Source organism: Hyphobacterium sp. SN044, from assembly GCF_021864465.1.
GTDB lineage: Bacteria > Pseudomonadota > Alphaproteobacteria > Caulobacterales > Maricaulaceae > Hyphobacterium.
The window spans coordinates 82,653-96,799 of record NZ_JAKKUV010000006.1 but is presented as its reverse complement, the minus strand read 5'-3'; the positions used below and the strand labels follow the sequence as shown (position 1 = coordinate 96,799).

Sequence of the window (14,147 nt, the reverse complement as noted above, 5' to 3'; positions counted from 1 at the left end):
GAATTGGCGAACACCATGACCGCACGAGAGGAAACCGGACCGGCGCTCTATCAACGCATCGGTCTTGTGCTGGGCCCCGTGGCCGCCCTGATCATCGGGTTCGGGTTCGCACCGGAAGGCTTGCCGCGCGAGGCAATCATTGTGGCCGCCATCGGCGTGTGGATGGCGGTCTGGTGGGCGACGGAGGCGATCCCCGTCGCGGTCACCGCCTTCCTGCCACTCGTTGCCCTTCCGCTGCTCGACGTCGTGCCGACTCGTGACATCGCGGCGCCCTACGCCCACCCGATCGTCTGGCTCTTCTTCGGGGGATTCGTCGTGGCGCTGGCGATCGAGCGTTGCGGCCTGCACCGCCGCATCGCCCTGGCTGTCTTCGCGATGGCCGGCGCCGACGCCCGGGCGCTGGTCGCCGGCTTCATGCTGGCGGCGGCCTTCGTCAGCATGTGGATTTCGAACACGTCAACGACGCTGATGCTGCTGCCGATCGCGATGTCGGTCGTGACCGTGATCCGCGAAACCATGCCGACGCTCGCGCCGCGACAGCACGCCAATTTCGGGGTGTCGCTGCTTCTCGGCCTGGCCTACGGCGCGACGCTGGGCGGGCTGGCGACTCTCGTCGGCACGCCACCCAACGCTTTCATGGCGGGCTTCATGGCCGACAATTACGATGTGCAGATCGACTTCGCCCGCTGGATGCTGGTTGGCTTGCCGGTCTCTCTGGTTCTCCTGCCGATCGCGTGGCTCGTGCTGACGCGCTTCGTGTTTCCGATCGACTTCAAGGCCTCGGACGAGGCGATGCAGCATATCCACTCGATGCGGTCGGGCCTTGGCCGGATGAGCAAGGCGGAATTCCGCACGATGCTTCTTTTCGCCTTTCTCGTGATCGGATGGCTGTCGCGCGGCTGGCTGGAATCGCAATTGCCGTTCGGCGAGATCACCGATACGGGCGTGGCCATGGCCGCGGCCATCGCGGCCTTCCTGATCCCGTCCGGCAAGAAGGGGCAGGCTCTGATGACCTGGGACGCTGTCACCAAACTGCCCTGGGGCGTACTGGTCCTGTTCGGGGGCGGTCTGGCGCTCGCGGCGGCCGTCTCCTCGTCCGGCCTGGCGCTCTGGCTCGGGCAGCAGCTTGTCGCGGTCGGTGCGGTCAATGCCATCCTGCTGATTGTCGCCGCAACGGCCCTGGTCATTTTCACCACCGAACTGACCAGCAATCTGGCGACGACGGCCACTTTCCTTCCCGTCATCGCGGCGATCGGTGTCGAAACCGGACAGGACCCGCTGGTCTACGTGATCCCCGTGACGCTGGCGGCCAGCTGTGCCTTCATGCTGCCGGTCGCGACGCCGCCGAATGCCGTGGTGTTCAGCTCCGGCCTGGTCGCGATACCCGACATGGTCAAGGCCGGCCTGGTGCTCAATGTCATCGCGGTGGTGGTGCTCAGCCTGATCGCCCTGTTCGTGGCGCCGCTCGTCTTCTGACGAACCCGCGAAGCGAGGATTTTCGCGAGCATGCTGCGCATCCCCCAGCGCAGCATTTTCGGTCGCGTACGCGGTCGGCGTTGCAAGGAATCCTCAGTCTTCAATCCCTGAACTGAATGTCACTTGCATTGAAGAACCCACTTGCATAAGAATACTCGTTAAGGCGCCGCCCAAACCAGATCGGGCCCATCGGGACCCGGCTTCGCGCCGTAACGGGGAGAGACACTGTGAAAAAGCTTATGCAAGGGACCGCGCTTGCGCTGGTGATGTGCGCGGCGGGCAATTCAGGCGCGTTCGCGCAAGAGGACGATCCGGCCGCTCAGAGCCAGGGTGGCCTCGACGTCATCACCATCACGTCGCAACGCCGCGAGACCACGGTTCAGGACGCCGGTCTCGCCGTGACGGCGATCAGTGGCGAAAACCTCGAAAACGACCGCATCATGACGTTCGAGGATCTCGCTGACAGTGTCACCTCCCTGTCGTTCACGGCGCTGTCGCCGCTGGACCAGGAATTCAATATCCGCGGCATCACGAATACTCGTCTGGACTCGCCGTCGGCTGACCAGTCGGTCGGCATCTTCGTCGACGACGTCTATGTCGGCCGGTCCGGCCTGTTCAACTTCGACATGTACGACATCGAACGCGTCGAAGTGGTGCGCGGTCCGCAAGGCGTGCTGCTCGGCCGGAACGTGGTCGGCGGGGCGATCAGCATCTACACCGCGGCCCCGTCCTTCGATCAGGGCGGGTCGATGGCAATCTCGATCGGCAATTACGACGAGGTCGTCGCCCGGGGGCATATTACCGGCCAGCTCGGCAATTCGGACTTCGCCGGCCGCCTGTCCTTCCAGACGCACCATCGCGGCGGGTACAATCACGATATCCTGCACGACCGCGAACTCGACGATCTGCGGTCGATCCAGGCCCGTGCCCAGCTGCTCTATCAGCCGGAAGACAGCAATCTATCGGCGCGCTTCGTGCTCGATTACACGGACGACGAGTCGAACGGTTTCCATTCGGTCGCAATCGACGGGCCGAACCCGGCCACGCAAGGGCCGTGGAGTGCGGCGCGCGACGCCATCGGTGTCATTCGCGGCCGTCCGCTCGATATCCGCGAGAGCCTGCCCGAACACCCGCTCTATGCCGGCGACGCGAACGAGACCCCGCAGGGCCTCCAGCGCGAAGCCTGGGGTGCGATGCTGCGGGTCGACTATGACTATGATTTCGCGACTCTGACAGCGATCACCGGCTACCGTCAGGGCCAGGCCTTCAATCTCTACGACCAGACCGGAATGGGTCCGAACAATGGCTATGGCGTGATCTCGCCGACCCTGTTCCGCTTCCCGGTCAACGAGATGGAAGACATCACGCAATTCAGCCAGGAAATCCGCCTGGTGTCGACGGGTGATGGTCCGCTCGACTGGATCGTCGGCGGTTACTATCAGAGCGACGATGTTTCCAAGTACGATCGCTTCTGGGCAGAAGTGCCCTTGCCGGTGCTACGCACGCTGTCGGGTGAATCGCACTGGGACAACAATGCGGAAACGACGTCCTACGCGCTGTTCGCCCAGGCCGGTTACCAGTTCAATGAGATCTTCCGGCTGGTCGGCGGTATCCGCTACACCAGCGACGACAAGAGCGGCGTGGTGACGGGTATCGCGGTCGAAGGCGGTGACCAGTTCAACCCGACCGACCTCGTTGCGCTCACGCCGCTGGCGGCGACCTATCTCGAAGGTGACAGCTTCACCACGGCCTATGGCCGCGACTGGAGCGAGGTCACCCCGCAGGTCACGCTGGAAATCACGCCTCGCGACAACCTCCTGTTCTATGCGACCTGGTCGCGCGGCTACAAAGGTGGCGGCTTCGAGGATGATCCGGCCAACCCGGTCGCGGCCCGCGCGGGTTATGATCCGGAAACCGTCACCAATATCGAGATCGGTGCGAAGATCGACTTCTTCGACAACCGGGCACGCCTGAACGTGGCGGCCTTCTCGATGGATTATCAGGATCTGCAGGTGACGCAGACCGATGACGGCTGTCTCTGCAACATCACCGACAACGCCGCTGATGCCGAGATCCGCGGTATCGAGGCCGAGTTCCAGTTCGCACCGACCGACCGGGTCTTCGTGTGGGCCGGGGCGACCTTCCTCGACACGGAGTATATCGACTTCATCGACTCCACCGGTCTCGATGCCTCGGGCAACCAGCTGCAGCGTACGCCGGAGATGCAGTACAATGTCGGCGGCGAGCTGACGCTTGATGCCTTCGGCTGGGCCAATGCGCTGGCGATCCGTGCGAACTACACGTATCAGGGCGACATGTTCTGGGCGCCGGACAACGCCCAGACCGAGGACGGCTATGGCCTCCTCTCCGGCCGTGTGTCGCTGACGCCGCCGAACACGCCCTGGAGCATCTCGGTGTGGGGCCGCAACCTGACCGACGAGGTCTACCGGACGAACATCATCGCCTTCTTCGGCGACGAAGTGTCCCGTCTCGGTGCGCCGCGGACTTTCGGTGTCGAACTCGCGACCGACTTCTGATCATGCGAAAGGGCCGCGGTGCGAACCGCGGCCCTTTCGACCCTCCTGGTACTGGCCGGCCGCCCATGGCGCGCCGGCCGATTTTTTCTTATCTGCCGAGACGTGCGGCCATCGATGCCCTGAGCCCGCCCGGATCGCGCGCCAGCGCAGCGCGCACGGCGATCGCGTGCGGATCGGTGTCGTGCTCGTCGACCTTGTTGGCCATCGCCCACAGACCCGTCTTGCCGATGTCGCGCGGCTGCGACTTGCGGATATGCGTCACGTGCGCGGCCATGCGGGTGTCGACCGAGCCGACGATCAGCGCCGTGACGTGAATGCCGAGCGGGGCCAGTTCTGCGCGCAGGCAATCGGAGGCGGCGCGCGCCGCGAATTTCGACGGGCTGTAACCGCCCATGTCCGGCACGCCGACGATCCCGCCGGCCGACAGAACGTTGATCACGCCGCCGCCGCCATTTTTCTCGATGATCGGCCCGAAGGCACGGACCATGTTGAGCACGCCGAAGAAATTGACTTCCATCTCCCGGCGGCAGGCGTCGGGGTCGTCTGTCTTGTAGAGGCGCTGCATCTCGAACGCGCCGGCATTGTTGACGACGAGCGTGACATCGGTCGCCATTGCGGCGGCGGCCTTGACCGTCTCCAGCTTCGTTACATCCAGTTCCACGCCGACCAGCCGTTCCGGATCACGCGCGGCGATCTCGTCGGCGTCGGCTCTCCTGCGCGCGCCGACATAGACGCAGCGTGCCCCCTGATCGAGCAATTCCTCGACGAAGCCGAGGCCGATGCCCCGGTTGCCGCCCGTGACGATGGCGGTACATCCTTCGACTTTCATGACCGTTCCCAGCCTCCCGTGTAGATGATGTCGTGTGGCTTCTTGGCGCCGCGTGTGAGCCTGGACGGATCGGGCGCAATGCCGCCCCGTCCCCAGGTCTCGCGCATCCGCATTTCGTGGTTCCACTCCCACGCCAGCCGGCGCTGCGCGATGCCCCAACGACCTTCGCGCCGCTCGAAGCGATCCACCACGCGGGCCATGGTCAGGCTGTCGAAGGCGTCGCCATCCTCCGGCTCGCGGCGCGAGAAGGTGAGGATGTAGCTCTCCACCCGGGCCACATCGCCATCGAGTTCGATCAGGATGTTGGACGTCGCGTGGGTCATGCGCGGCGCGCTCGGCAGAATCTTGCGCAGCATGGCGACATAGTCCGAGGCCGGCCCCAGGAAGGTGCCGCCATGATCCTCGATCGCGTCGTCATGATAAGCCGCGGCGATAAGGTCGGCATCGCCCCTGTCAGCTCCGCGGCAATAGCGCACGAGGATTTCCGTGATCGCCTGCTTGTCGATGACGGCCTGGAGGGCTGCGGTATCGAACGTATCGGCCATGACGGCCTCCTTGTTGTGGTTCAGGATGCGCTGAGTACGGGTTCGCGATCGAGCAGAGGCAGGGCGTAGTCGGGCAGGGGCTCTCCCGCCGCGCCGCGATCGGCAACGCCGCGATCGAAATAGTCCCGCCAGGCCGAGATCTTCTCACCCTCGAATTCGAGGATTCCCATATACGGCACCGAGACATGGTGACCGCCAGCCGTGTCGAAGGAGTCGACGCCCTCGACAAAGAGCGCATTGCCGGCCTCTGCCATGCGGAAGATGCGCCATTGCGGATTGCGGACCTTCGCCTTGTAGTCCGTCAGGAATTCGCGTGCCCCGGCATGGCCGATCTTCGGGGGCTGGGTGATGGCGGAATAGTGCCAGACCACGTCTTCGGTCAGATGCTCCAGCACGGCGTCGATATCCTGATCCTTGCACCAGACATCGATCACGGATTGCAGGATTTCGGCTTTGCTCTTCATCACGGTCTCCGGGGGTCAGGCGCTGGCGCGCCAATGGGTGAAAGGTGGTGTCGAGGCGACACCGGGTTCGGCGGCCACGACATGCGGAATGGTGTTGATCACGGCGCCGGCGACACCCTGCATTTCCGGGGAGGCGCGCTCGCCGGAGTGTTCGGTGTCGACGAGGCCGAAAGTCATTTCCACGCCGGGGCGGCCTGCGATCTTCAGCGACCAGAGCCCGGCTTCGGCGTCTCCGGGGGCGGGAGGCTCCATCGTCCAGGACACACCGAGATCGATACGTATTTCCCCGCCGGTCTCGCCGATCCAGCGCCAATCGACACGTGCCGTGCCGCCGGCCTCGATCCGGCCGGCGCGGATATCGAGCGCGTGCTTTGCGGGACGGAGTGAATGAGCCGTACGAATCGTATCGAATTTCCAGCCGAGCCGGTCGCCGATATTCGCGGCGACTTCCTCGAAGAGGGCATTCATCGTCCGCGCGGGCAGGAAGCCGGGTGCGTTCGGATCGATTGTCCCTGCCGGCGTGCCGAAGCCGATCACGTCGAAGACGTATTCGGGGCTCCTCACCGCGCGGCAGTCAACCAGTTCGTGGATGGTGATCCGGTCGACCCGGCTGCAGACGCTGGTCGCCAGAACGGCCAGCCGTTCGGCGCAGAAACCTGGATTGAGCCCCGCGCCCATGAAGGTCGTTCCACCCTCGCGGCCGGCAGCCTCGAAGGCAGCGCGCCGCGCGTCGGGCCAGTGCGGCGGGTGGGTGCCGCCATTGATCGAGATGACATTCTTGCCCGATCGAAGCAGCCGGCAGATGTCCGCGTCATGGCGTTCGAAGGGCGGGTCGAGACGCGCTGCGTGGATCACCACGTCGGCATCGAGCGCCAGGATCTCGTCGATATCGCGCGTCGCGATCACGCCCACCGGGTCGCGCCGCGCAATCTCGCCCGCATCAAGCCCGGCCTTGCGGTCGCCATAGACGTAGAGCCCCGCCAACTGCATGCCGGGATGGTCGATGACGGCCTGAAGGCAGGTTCGGCCCATGGCGCCGGTGGCCCACTGAATCACGCGATAGGTCATTGCGACCGGCCCTTCAGATGGGCGCGGAGATCGCCGAACAGATCGGCGAAGGCGGCCTCCGCACCGGAGAATCCCTGCGCGGTTTCAAGGCCGGACTGCCCCACCGCGAAGGTTTCGAAGTCCACGATTTGCTGCGGCATTGCTGCCCCCCCGGTCTCGACAGTCTCTACGCGGCGCAGCCAGCCGCCACCGCCGATCCACACCTCACCCGTGCGGTCATGGTGCGGACTGACCAGCCAGGACGCAGCCGGGGCGATGCGGTCCGGCGCCAGGAGCGCATCGGGATTGTCCGGATCGTCCGCGCCGGTCATGCGCGTCGCGGCATAGGGGCAAAGCACGTTGAAGGTGATGCCCTTGCCGCGCCATTCGTCCGCAAGCGTGAAGGCGAAAGCGTTGAGCGCACCTTTCGACGCTGCGTAATGGGCGCGGCCCTTCACGCCGTAGAGCCCCGCCGAGGACGAGATGAAGAGCACGCGTCCCGAGCCGGTCGCCGCCAGCGCTTCGAGGCTCGCCGCGACGATGGCCGTGTTGGCGAAGAAGTTGGTCTCCATCACCTGCCGGATCTCATCCAGCGTGGCTCCGGAAAAGCGAACGGCCTGGCCCGCCGTGCCGGCATTCAGGACCAGCGTGTCGAGATGCCCAAAGGCATCGATCGCGGCTTTCACCATGCGCGCGCCCGCTTCGGGATCGGTGACGTCCGAGTGTTCCGCGATGGCGCGGCCGCCGGACGCGCGGATGCTCTCCGCGACGGCTGCAGCCTCGTCAGCGGCGCCGGGCCGGATGCGATTGTTGACGACGACGGCGGCACCGTGTTGCGCGAGCGATCTCGCGAAGGCGGCCCCCAGACCCTTGCCGGCACCGGTCACGACCGCGACGCGGCCTTCAAGCGGTTTGTTGCCGTTGATGGAAGTGTTCATGGCCCGAAATTACGGGCCTTGGTTTTCTAATGCAAGCGACAACTCAAGCGGTTGCCCGCACTTCGATCAGGCATCCGCCGCCTGGCGTTTGCCCGCCGTGAGGGGCGCGTCGATCCCATGCACTTCGAACTGCACGTCTTCCGGCGACAGCGGTTCGTGACAATGCGAACACACGACCTCGGCCTTGAGGCTGTTACCGCATGGCTTGTGTTCGAGGATGAGGGGCGGGCCTTCCGGCGCGACATAGTATTTGTCGCCCCACTGCAGCAGCATCAGAAGGATCGGATAGTAGTCGATCGCCTTTTCGGTCAGCCGGTAATCATACCGTGGCGGCCGGTCGGAATACTGGTGCAGTTCCAGCATGTCGATTTCGCACAGCCAGGTCAGGCGTTCGGAAAGGACATTCGTGGCGATCGCCGTGTCTTCGCAGATTTCGTCGAAACGTCTCAGGCCGGTGAAGATGGAGCGCAGCACCAGGCTGGCCCACCGGTCCCCGGTGATCTGGGCGACATGGTCGTGCAGGATCGACGTGCCTTCGCGATTGGTCGCGTTCTCGCGCTGACGGCGGCGGCGTGAATAGGTCGGCGCCATCCAGCCGATGCCGGGGCCTTCGCTCCAGTTCATGTCGCGGGCGCGAATTTCCTCGCCGCAATCGGAACAGGCGGGCATCGGCTCGAAGGTGTGACCGCAGGTCGTGTGACGCAGCGTGACCGTCAGCTTGTCCTTGTCGGGTGCCCAGCGTTGTTCCCAGCGCAGCATCATCAGGGCGGACGAGTAGAGATCGCGCCCCTTCTCGGTGAGCTGATATTCGAAGCGGCGCGGGGCTTCGCTATAGGGGCGAAGCTCAAGCACGCCAGAGGCGACGAGCTTCTTCAGCCGGTTGCTGAGCAGGGGTTTCAGCAGGCCGGTGCGCGAACGGATTTCCTCGAAGCGGCGTGCGCCCAGCCAGCAGGCTTCGAGAATAAGCAGGGTCGAGGTGTCTCCGACGACCTCGAGGGCGCGCCAGATCGAACATGTTCGAATGAATTTCTGTTCCGACATCGTCTGCCCGCGCCCGCCTGAGCCAAGGGAAAGACCCTTGCGGCACGTTCGCTTTCAAATACGTACCGACTCCTAAGTACGAGTCATGTGCCACGGATTCAAGCGCAAGCGCGGGCATGCGACCTTGCGCCGCCGGTCTAGTGGACCTGTTCCCGTGCTGCGTAACGGGCAGACAGGAAGAAGAGCAGGGCGGCGATCGCGAAGGCGAAGGGCGATACCCAGGCAATCGCGTATCGGATGCCGTCTCCGCCCGCGAAGAAGGTATCCCCGACGAGTGCCGTTGCGGTCGGTCCCGCACCGAGACCGATCAGGTTCACGATGAAGAGGTATATGGCCGATACGGTCGCGCGCATCCGGTTCGGTGTGAGTTGCTGCAGCGCGCTCGCCGCTGCGCCGATTGGCACGGCGGCCGCAGCGAAGAACACCACGAAGGCGGCCGCTGCCATCCAGGGCGAACCGACCAGCGGGAAGATGACCGCGAAGATCGTGCCGACGATCGCCGCGAACCCGCAGAAGGCCAGCCGTCCCTGGGGCACGCCGCCACCGATGCGATCGGTGAGGGCACCGCCGCCGACAAGGCCGATGAGGCCGCCGAGGATCAGTGCGCCGCCTGCCAGATTGCCGGCGCCCGACAGATCGAAACCGTGAACGCGGATCAGCAGGACAGGAAGCCAGGAGACCGCAGCAAAAACCGCGAAATTCACCATCGCCACGGCGAAGCAGAGGCCGAGTACGGAGCCGGCCTTCTTCAAGGTGAAATCGATGACGGCGGATATCGGCGCGATATCGCGGCCCCCTGGGGCGGACGCGCCGCGACGAACCGGCTCCGGCAGCAGCATGATCAGCCCGGCGACGAGAAGTCCCGGCAAGCCGACGATGAAAAAGGTGGCCTGCCAGGCGCGCAACTCGCCCAATATTGGCAGGGTGACGGATCCGGATTCGGAGATCAGGCGAATGACGGCCGCGCCGATCAGGAAGGCGAGGCCAGCTCCCGCCGCCGAGCCCAGGCCGTAGATGCCCATGGCCAGGCCGAGGCGGCGTTTGGGAAACAGATCGGGAATGATCGAGTAGGCGGCGGGCGACAGTGTCGCCTCACCGACGCCGACGCCCATCCGGGCCAGGAAGAGATGCCAGTATTGTGTGGCCATGCCGCACACCGCGGTCATGAAGCTCCACAGCGCGACCCCGCCCGCGATGATCGGCAGGCGCGCCGAGCGGTCGATCATGCGTCCGATCGGCAGGCCGATGATCGTGTAGAAGAGCGCAAAGGCGAAACCCTGGAGCAGGCTGACCTGTGTGTCGGACAGTCCCAGATCGGCCTTCAGGGGTTCGACCAGGAGGCCGATAATCATCCTGTCGATGAAGGACAGGATGTAGGCGACGAACAGGACGGCCACCATCGCCCACGCCAGTACGGGCGGCGGATAGGCTTCTTCCTCTGCCGGGTCTGCCGGGGCGCTGGCGGCCGTCGTCTCGCTCATCGGGCTTCGCTGTCGAAGTCCGAGCTGAGGCCCATCGCCTCAAGCAGTTCGGCGCGGTCATAGTATTCGCGCCATTCGGCGATCAGGCCGTCGTCATTGACTTCGATCACGCCGACGACCGGAACCGATCCGGCATGGCCGTTATAGACGAATTCGTCAGTCCGCTCGATGAAGACGACATCGTCGACGACGCCGATGTGGCGGACATTCAGCGTGATCTCGGAAATACCTTCGGCAATGTGGCCGATACGGTTTCCGATGGATTCCCGGCCGACGATCGGCTCGACCATCATGGAATGGAGCGAGCCGTCCTCGGCGAACAGATTCGTGACACGGTCCCAGTCCTGAGTGTTCCAGGCATCGACCATGTCCAACACGACGGCAACGCGGGGATCTTCCGCGGCCTCGTGATCGTCGGCCAGAGCGGCGGGCGCAAGCGTCACCGCGCAGGCGGCGGCAGCCAGTATCAGTCGCATGGTACTCTCCCCTTAGTTTTGTTTTGCAAGTCATAAAAACCGGTCGCAATCGTGCCGTCAAGCGAAAGCGGACCGGCGGCGCTCAGAGCAGTGGAAGCACCCAGTCCGGGGGCGGCTTTCCCTGTTGCGCGTCGGCAATTGCTGCGCGGTCGACATGATCGCGCCAGCGCCAGATCAATCCCTCGCGGAACTCGAAGACACCGGCATAGGGCGTCCGGATTCGCACGCCATCGGCGTTCACGTAATCGTCGACACCCTCGACAAACAGCAGGTCACCGGCCTCGGCATGGCGGTGGATTCTCCAGGCGATATCGGTCTGTCCGGACCCAAATTTATCAAGGAATTTCCGTACCATGTCCCGCCCTTCGAGCGGCCGTGAGCCGACATGGTAATGGTATACGACATCGGGATGAAGTTTGCCGAGAATGGTCTCGACATCGCCGCGCTTCCACGCCTCGATGATGGCCTGAACGGTATCGATATGCGCCATGGTCCGAGATCCTGAATTGTTGTCGCGGCGAGTCTAGGCCGGCTGGGTTCGTTTCAGCAAGTTACCCTTGGCGATTGCGGCACGGGACGGTGAACGCCATTGACTTTGACAGAGTCGCAGCAATAGCTTTCTGACAGAATTGCATAAAATTACCGAGGTAGGATTTTCATGGCCGCCCCGTACAGAGAGGTCGCCTTTCCCCCCGTCGATCTGGAGGTGGGACGCCGCGCGGACGGGACTCTGGTCCTGACGCCGCGCGATCCCTTGCGGATCATCCACCGCACGGTGCCGGAAGGCCTGGCTCACCAGGCGGACCGGCAGGGCGGAAAGATACATCTCGCGGAACGGCCTACGCTTGGTGCCCCGTGGCGCAGCGTGACCTTTGCCGAGACCAAGGCGATGGCCGACGCGGTCTCGCAATTCCTGATCGGTCTCGATGTCGCGCCGGGCCGGCCGGTGATGATCGTTTCGGGCAATTCCATCGCGCATGCCGTCATGCGCTATGGCGCGATGGGGGCCGGTGTTCCGGTCTGCCCGGTCAGCGCGAACTATGCGCTTCTGGGCGCAGCGGGCGGGTTCGAGCGGCTCCGCTATGTCACCGAAATGGTCAATCCGGCGGTGATCTTCGCCGAGGACGCGGGCTATGCCGCGGCCGTAAAGGCCGTTGCACCTTCGGACGCCATCGTGATCACACGGGCACCGGACGCGTTCGGTCCGAACGCGCACGACTTCGAGACCGTCGCCAGCGCCTCTGCCGGCCCCGAGGTCGCGGAGCGGATCGCGGCGATCGATATCGATGCGCCGACCGCCTACATGCTGACCTCCGGTTCGACGGGTAAGCCGAAGGCCGTCATCCACACGCAGCGGATGATTTCCGCCAATCTGCATCAGGGCTGGCAGGTTCTGGGCAGGGCCGCCGGCTGGGATGACGTGCTGCTGGAATGGCTGCCATGGAGCCATGTCTCGGGCGCGTTCTCGTCAATGGCGGCGGCGATCTTCGGCGGCACCTTCTACATCGATGGCGGCAAGCCGTTGCCCGGCCTGTTCGACCAGACGATCCAGAATCTCCGCGAGATTCCGTTGAAGTATTTCACGAATGTCCCGGCCGGCTACGCCATGCTGGCGGACGCGCTGGAGTCCGATGCCGTCCTTCGAAAGACCTTCTTCGAAAAGCTGCAGCTGATGCTTTATGGCGGGGCAGGCCTGCCGCAACCGGTGTTCGACAGGATCCAGTCGCTCGCCGAGGCTGAGACCGGACGCCGCATCTTCATGACGACCGGCTATGGCGCGACCGAGACGACGTCGGGCTGCATGTCGATCTATTTCCATTCCGAAAAGGTCGGAATCGGCCTGCCCATGCCGGGCCTGTCGGTAAAGCTGATCCCGCTCGACGGCGACCGTTACGAAGTCCGGATGAAGGGCGAGATGGTCACGCCGGGCTATCTCGGCCGCCCCGATCTCGAGAACAGGATCCGCGACGAGGACGGCTTCTACCGCATCGGCGACACGGCGAGTTTCCACGACCCGGATGACATCGCTCAGGGGCTCGCCTTCGCGGGGCGGCTGGCCGAGGAATTCAAGCTCGACACCGGTACCTTCGTGCGCGGCGGAAACGTGCGCAACGAGCTGGTCCGCGTGTGTGCGCCCTGGCTGGCCGATGCCGTGATCTGCGGCGAGAACCTGCCCTATGTCGCCATCCTCGCCTGGCCGTCGCCGAAGGCTCTGGCCGCGGGACAGGATCCCGCCGCGCTGCTGGCGGAGAAGATCGCCGAATACAATGCCGGCTGCACGGGTTCGAGCGAGCGTGTGCGGCGGTTCGCCATCCTGACCGATCCGCCGAATGCCGAACGGCACGAAGTGTCGGACAAGGGAAGTATCAACCAGGAAGCCGCGAGACGAAATCGCCGCGCCGATGTGGAGAGGCTCTATGCCGAACCGCCGGGCGATGGCGTGGTCGTCTGCGCGCCGAACTGACCGGCGCGCCGGGCAGGGGGGAGACAAGATGCCTGAATTCGCGAGCGTTCTCGCCATCAATTTCGCGGTCCTCATGGGCTGTATGCTGACGCTGTGGCTGATCTCGATCGTCCTCAAGGATGTCAGCTTCATCGACAGCTTCTGGGCGGCGGGCTTCGTCATCGTCGCGGCGGTGACCTACGCGATCACGCCGGGCGGCGATGCGGGGCGGCGCCTGCTGTTGCTGGCGATCACGGCCATATGGGGCGTCCGTCTGGCCGGCTATCTCTTGTGGCGCTGGCGGAAAGAGGGGGCCGACAAGCGTTATGTCGCCCTTCTGTCCAAGGCGAAGGGCAATGTGCATGTGCACAGCCTGACCAAGGTCTTCCTGTTGCAGGGCGTGCTGCTCTGGGTCGTGTCCCTGCCGGTGCAGCTGGGCCAGATCCCGGCCACACCCGCAGGGGTTGGCGTGATCGGCTGGGCGGGAGCCGCCCTTTGCGCCATCGGCATCTTCTTCGAATCCGTCGGTGACTGGCAGATGGCACGCTTCAAGGGCGATCCGGCCAATGCCGGCAAGGTCATGGACAAGGGGCTGTGGCGCTATACCCGGCATCCGAACTATTTCGGCGATGCCTGCGTCTGGTGGGGGCTCTACCTGATTGCGGCCGAGACCATGCTCGGCCTGTTTGCCCTGCCGGGGCCGGTGGTGATCACCTTCCTCCTTCTGACGTGGAGCGGGGCCGGCCTGCTGGAGCGCCGCCTGAAGCGGTCGCGGCCCGAATATGAAGACTATATCCGCCGCACCAGCGGCTTCATCCCGATGCCGCCGCGCCAGCCGCGGCCGGCCAACGAAGCCTGAACGGGAAGGGA

13 protein-coding genes are annotated in these 14,147 nt (G+C 64.7%); 4 read left to right on the top strand and 9 right to left on the bottom strand.

Features of this window, described 5'->3' with window-relative positions; translation table 11 throughout:
* Positions 1-15: 15 nt before the first annotated feature.
* Positions 16-1,476 (top strand): DASS family sodium-coupled anion symporter, encoded by a 1,461-nt coding sequence (locus L5876_RS09675; protein ID WP_236956109.1) that lies wholly within the window; start codon positions 16-18, stop codon positions 1,474-1,476.
* Positions 1,477-1,703: 227 nt separating this feature from the next.
* On the top strand, positions 1,704-4,013 hold the full coding sequence (locus L5876_RS09670; RefSeq protein WP_236956108.1) for a TonB-dependent receptor domain-containing protein: 2,310 nt from the start codon (positions 1,704-1,706) through the stop codon (positions 4,011-4,013).
* A gap of 88 nt (positions 4,014-4,101) precedes the next feature.
* Here L5876_RS09670 and L5876_RS09665 read toward each other — a convergent pair whose 3' ends face one another.
* The 9 genes from L5876_RS09665 to L5876_RS09625 all read right to left on the bottom strand — a co-directional run bounded on the left by L5876_RS09665 (position 4,102) and on the right by L5876_RS09625 (position 11,324).
* Positions 4,102-4,842: an SDR family NAD(P)-dependent oxidoreductase gene (locus L5876_RS09665; protein ID WP_236956107.1), complete on the bottom strand. Its 741-nt coding sequence runs from the start codon at positions 4,840-4,842 to the stop codon at positions 4,102-4,104.
* Positions 4,839-5,387 (bottom strand): nuclear transport factor 2 family protein, encoded by a 549-nt coding sequence (locus tag L5876_RS09660; protein ID WP_236956106.1) that lies wholly within the window; start codon positions 5,385-5,387, stop codon positions 4,839-4,841. Before L5876_RS09660 ends, L5876_RS09665 begins: the two co-directional genes overlap by 4 nt.
* Positions 5,388-5,407: 20 nt before the next feature.
* Positions 5,408-5,851: a limonene-1,2-epoxide hydrolase family protein gene (locus L5876_RS09655; protein WP_236956105.1), complete on the bottom strand. Its 444-nt coding sequence runs from the start codon at positions 5,849-5,851 to the stop codon at positions 5,408-5,410.
* Between the two features lie 15 nt (positions 5,852-5,866).
* Complete coding sequence (locus L5876_RS09650) at positions 5,867-6,919, bottom strand: hypothetical protein (protein WP_236956104.1); 1,053 nt, start codon at positions 6,917-6,919, stop codon at positions 5,867-5,869.
* Complete coding sequence (locus L5876_RS09645) at positions 6,916-7,836, bottom strand: SDR family NAD(P)-dependent oxidoreductase (protein WP_236956102.1); 921 nt, start codon at positions 7,834-7,836, stop codon at positions 6,916-6,918. Before L5876_RS09645 ends, L5876_RS09650 begins: the two co-directional genes overlap by 4 nt.
* 66 nt (positions 7,837-7,902) lie before the next feature.
* Positions 7,903-8,877 (bottom strand): helix-turn-helix domain-containing protein, encoded by a 975-nt coding sequence (locus L5876_RS09640; RefSeq protein ID WP_236956101.1) that lies wholly within the window; start codon positions 8,875-8,877, stop codon positions 7,903-7,905.
* 137 nt (positions 8,878-9,014) lie between these two features.
* Complete coding sequence (locus L5876_RS09635) at positions 9,015-10,358, bottom strand: MFS transporter (protein WP_236956100.1); 1,344 nt, start codon at positions 10,356-10,358, stop codon at positions 9,015-9,017.
* Positions 10,355-10,834, bottom strand: a complete 480-nt coding sequence (locus L5876_RS09630; RefSeq protein ID WP_236956099.1) for an SgcJ/EcaC family oxidoreductase — start codon at positions 10,832-10,834, stop codon at positions 10,355-10,357. Before L5876_RS09630 ends, L5876_RS09635 begins: the two co-directional genes overlap by 4 nt.
* 82 nt (positions 10,835-10,916) lie before the next feature.
* Entirely contained in the window at positions 10,917-11,324 is a 408-nt protein-coding gene (locus L5876_RS09625; RefSeq protein ID WP_236956098.1) for a nuclear transport factor 2 family protein, read from the bottom strand.
* Positions 11,325-11,492: 168 nt separating this feature from the next.
* Between L5876_RS09625 and L5876_RS09620 the strand changes: the two genes are divergently transcribed.
* Both L5876_RS09620 and L5876_RS09615 read left to right on the top strand, forming a co-directional pair.
* Positions 11,493-13,298 carry an AMP-binding protein gene (locus L5876_RS09620; protein ID WP_236956097.1) on the top strand — a complete coding sequence of 602 codons (1,806 nt, stop codon included), beginning with the start codon at positions 11,493-11,495 and terminating at the stop codon, positions 13,296-13,298.
* 28 nt (positions 13,299-13,326) lie between these two features.
* The gene (locus tag L5876_RS09615) at positions 13,327-14,136 is read left to right on the top strand and encodes a DUF1295 domain-containing protein (RefSeq protein WP_236956096.1); all 810 of its coding nucleotides are present in this window, start codon (positions 13,327-13,329) and stop codon (positions 14,134-14,136) included.
* Positions 14,137-14,147: the final 11 nt, after the last annotated feature.

What these genes read in the sequence shown, in the direction of transcription:
- L5876_RS09645 (WP_236956102.1), bottom strand. Translation starts at nt 7,836, where the DNA reads ATGAACACTTCCATCAACGGCAACAAACCGCTTGAAGGCCGCGTCGCG.
- L5876_RS09650 (WP_236956104.1), bottom strand. Translation starts at nt 6,919, where the DNA reads ATGACCTATCGCGTGATTCAGTGGGCCACCGGCGCCATGGGCCGAACC.
- L5876_RS09660 (WP_236956106.1), bottom strand. Translation starts at nt 5,387, where the DNA reads ATGGCCGATACGTTCGATACCGCAGCCCTCCAGGCCGTCATCGACAAG.
- L5876_RS09665 (WP_236956107.1), bottom strand. Translation starts at nt 4,842, where the DNA reads ATGAAAGTCGAAGGATGTACCGCCATCGTCACGGGCGGCAACCGGGGC.
- L5876_RS09630 (WP_236956099.1), bottom strand. Translation starts at nt 10,834, where the DNA reads ATGCGACTGATACTGGCTGCCGCCGCCTGCGCGGTGACGCTTGCGCCC.
- L5876_RS09620 (WP_236956097.1), top strand. Translation starts at nt 11,493, where the DNA reads ATGGCCGCCCCGTACAGAGAGGTCGCCTTTCCCCCCGTCGATCTGGAG.
- L5876_RS09615 (WP_236956096.1), top strand. Translation starts at nt 13,327, where the DNA reads ATGCCTGAATTCGCGAGCGTTCTCGCCATCAATTTCGCGGTCCTCATG.
- L5876_RS09640 (WP_236956101.1), bottom strand. Translation starts at nt 8,877, where the DNA reads ATGTCGGAACAGAAATTCATTCGAACATGTTCGATCTGGCGCGCCCTC.
- L5876_RS09675 (WP_236956109.1), top strand. Translation starts at nt 16, where the DNA reads ATGACCGCACGAGAGGAAACCGGACCGGCGCTCTATCAACGCATCGGT.
- L5876_RS09655 (WP_236956105.1), bottom strand. Translation starts at nt 5,851, where the DNA reads ATGAAGAGCAAAGCCGAAATCCTGCAATCCGTGATCGATGTCTGGTGC.
- L5876_RS09625 (WP_236956098.1), bottom strand. Translation starts at nt 11,324, where the DNA reads ATGGCGCATATCGATACCGTTCAGGCCATCATCGAGGCGTGGAAGCGC.
- L5876_RS09635 (WP_236956100.1), bottom strand. Translation starts at nt 10,358, where the DNA reads ATGAGCGAGACGACGGCCGCCAGCGCCCCGGCAGACCCGGCAGAGGAA.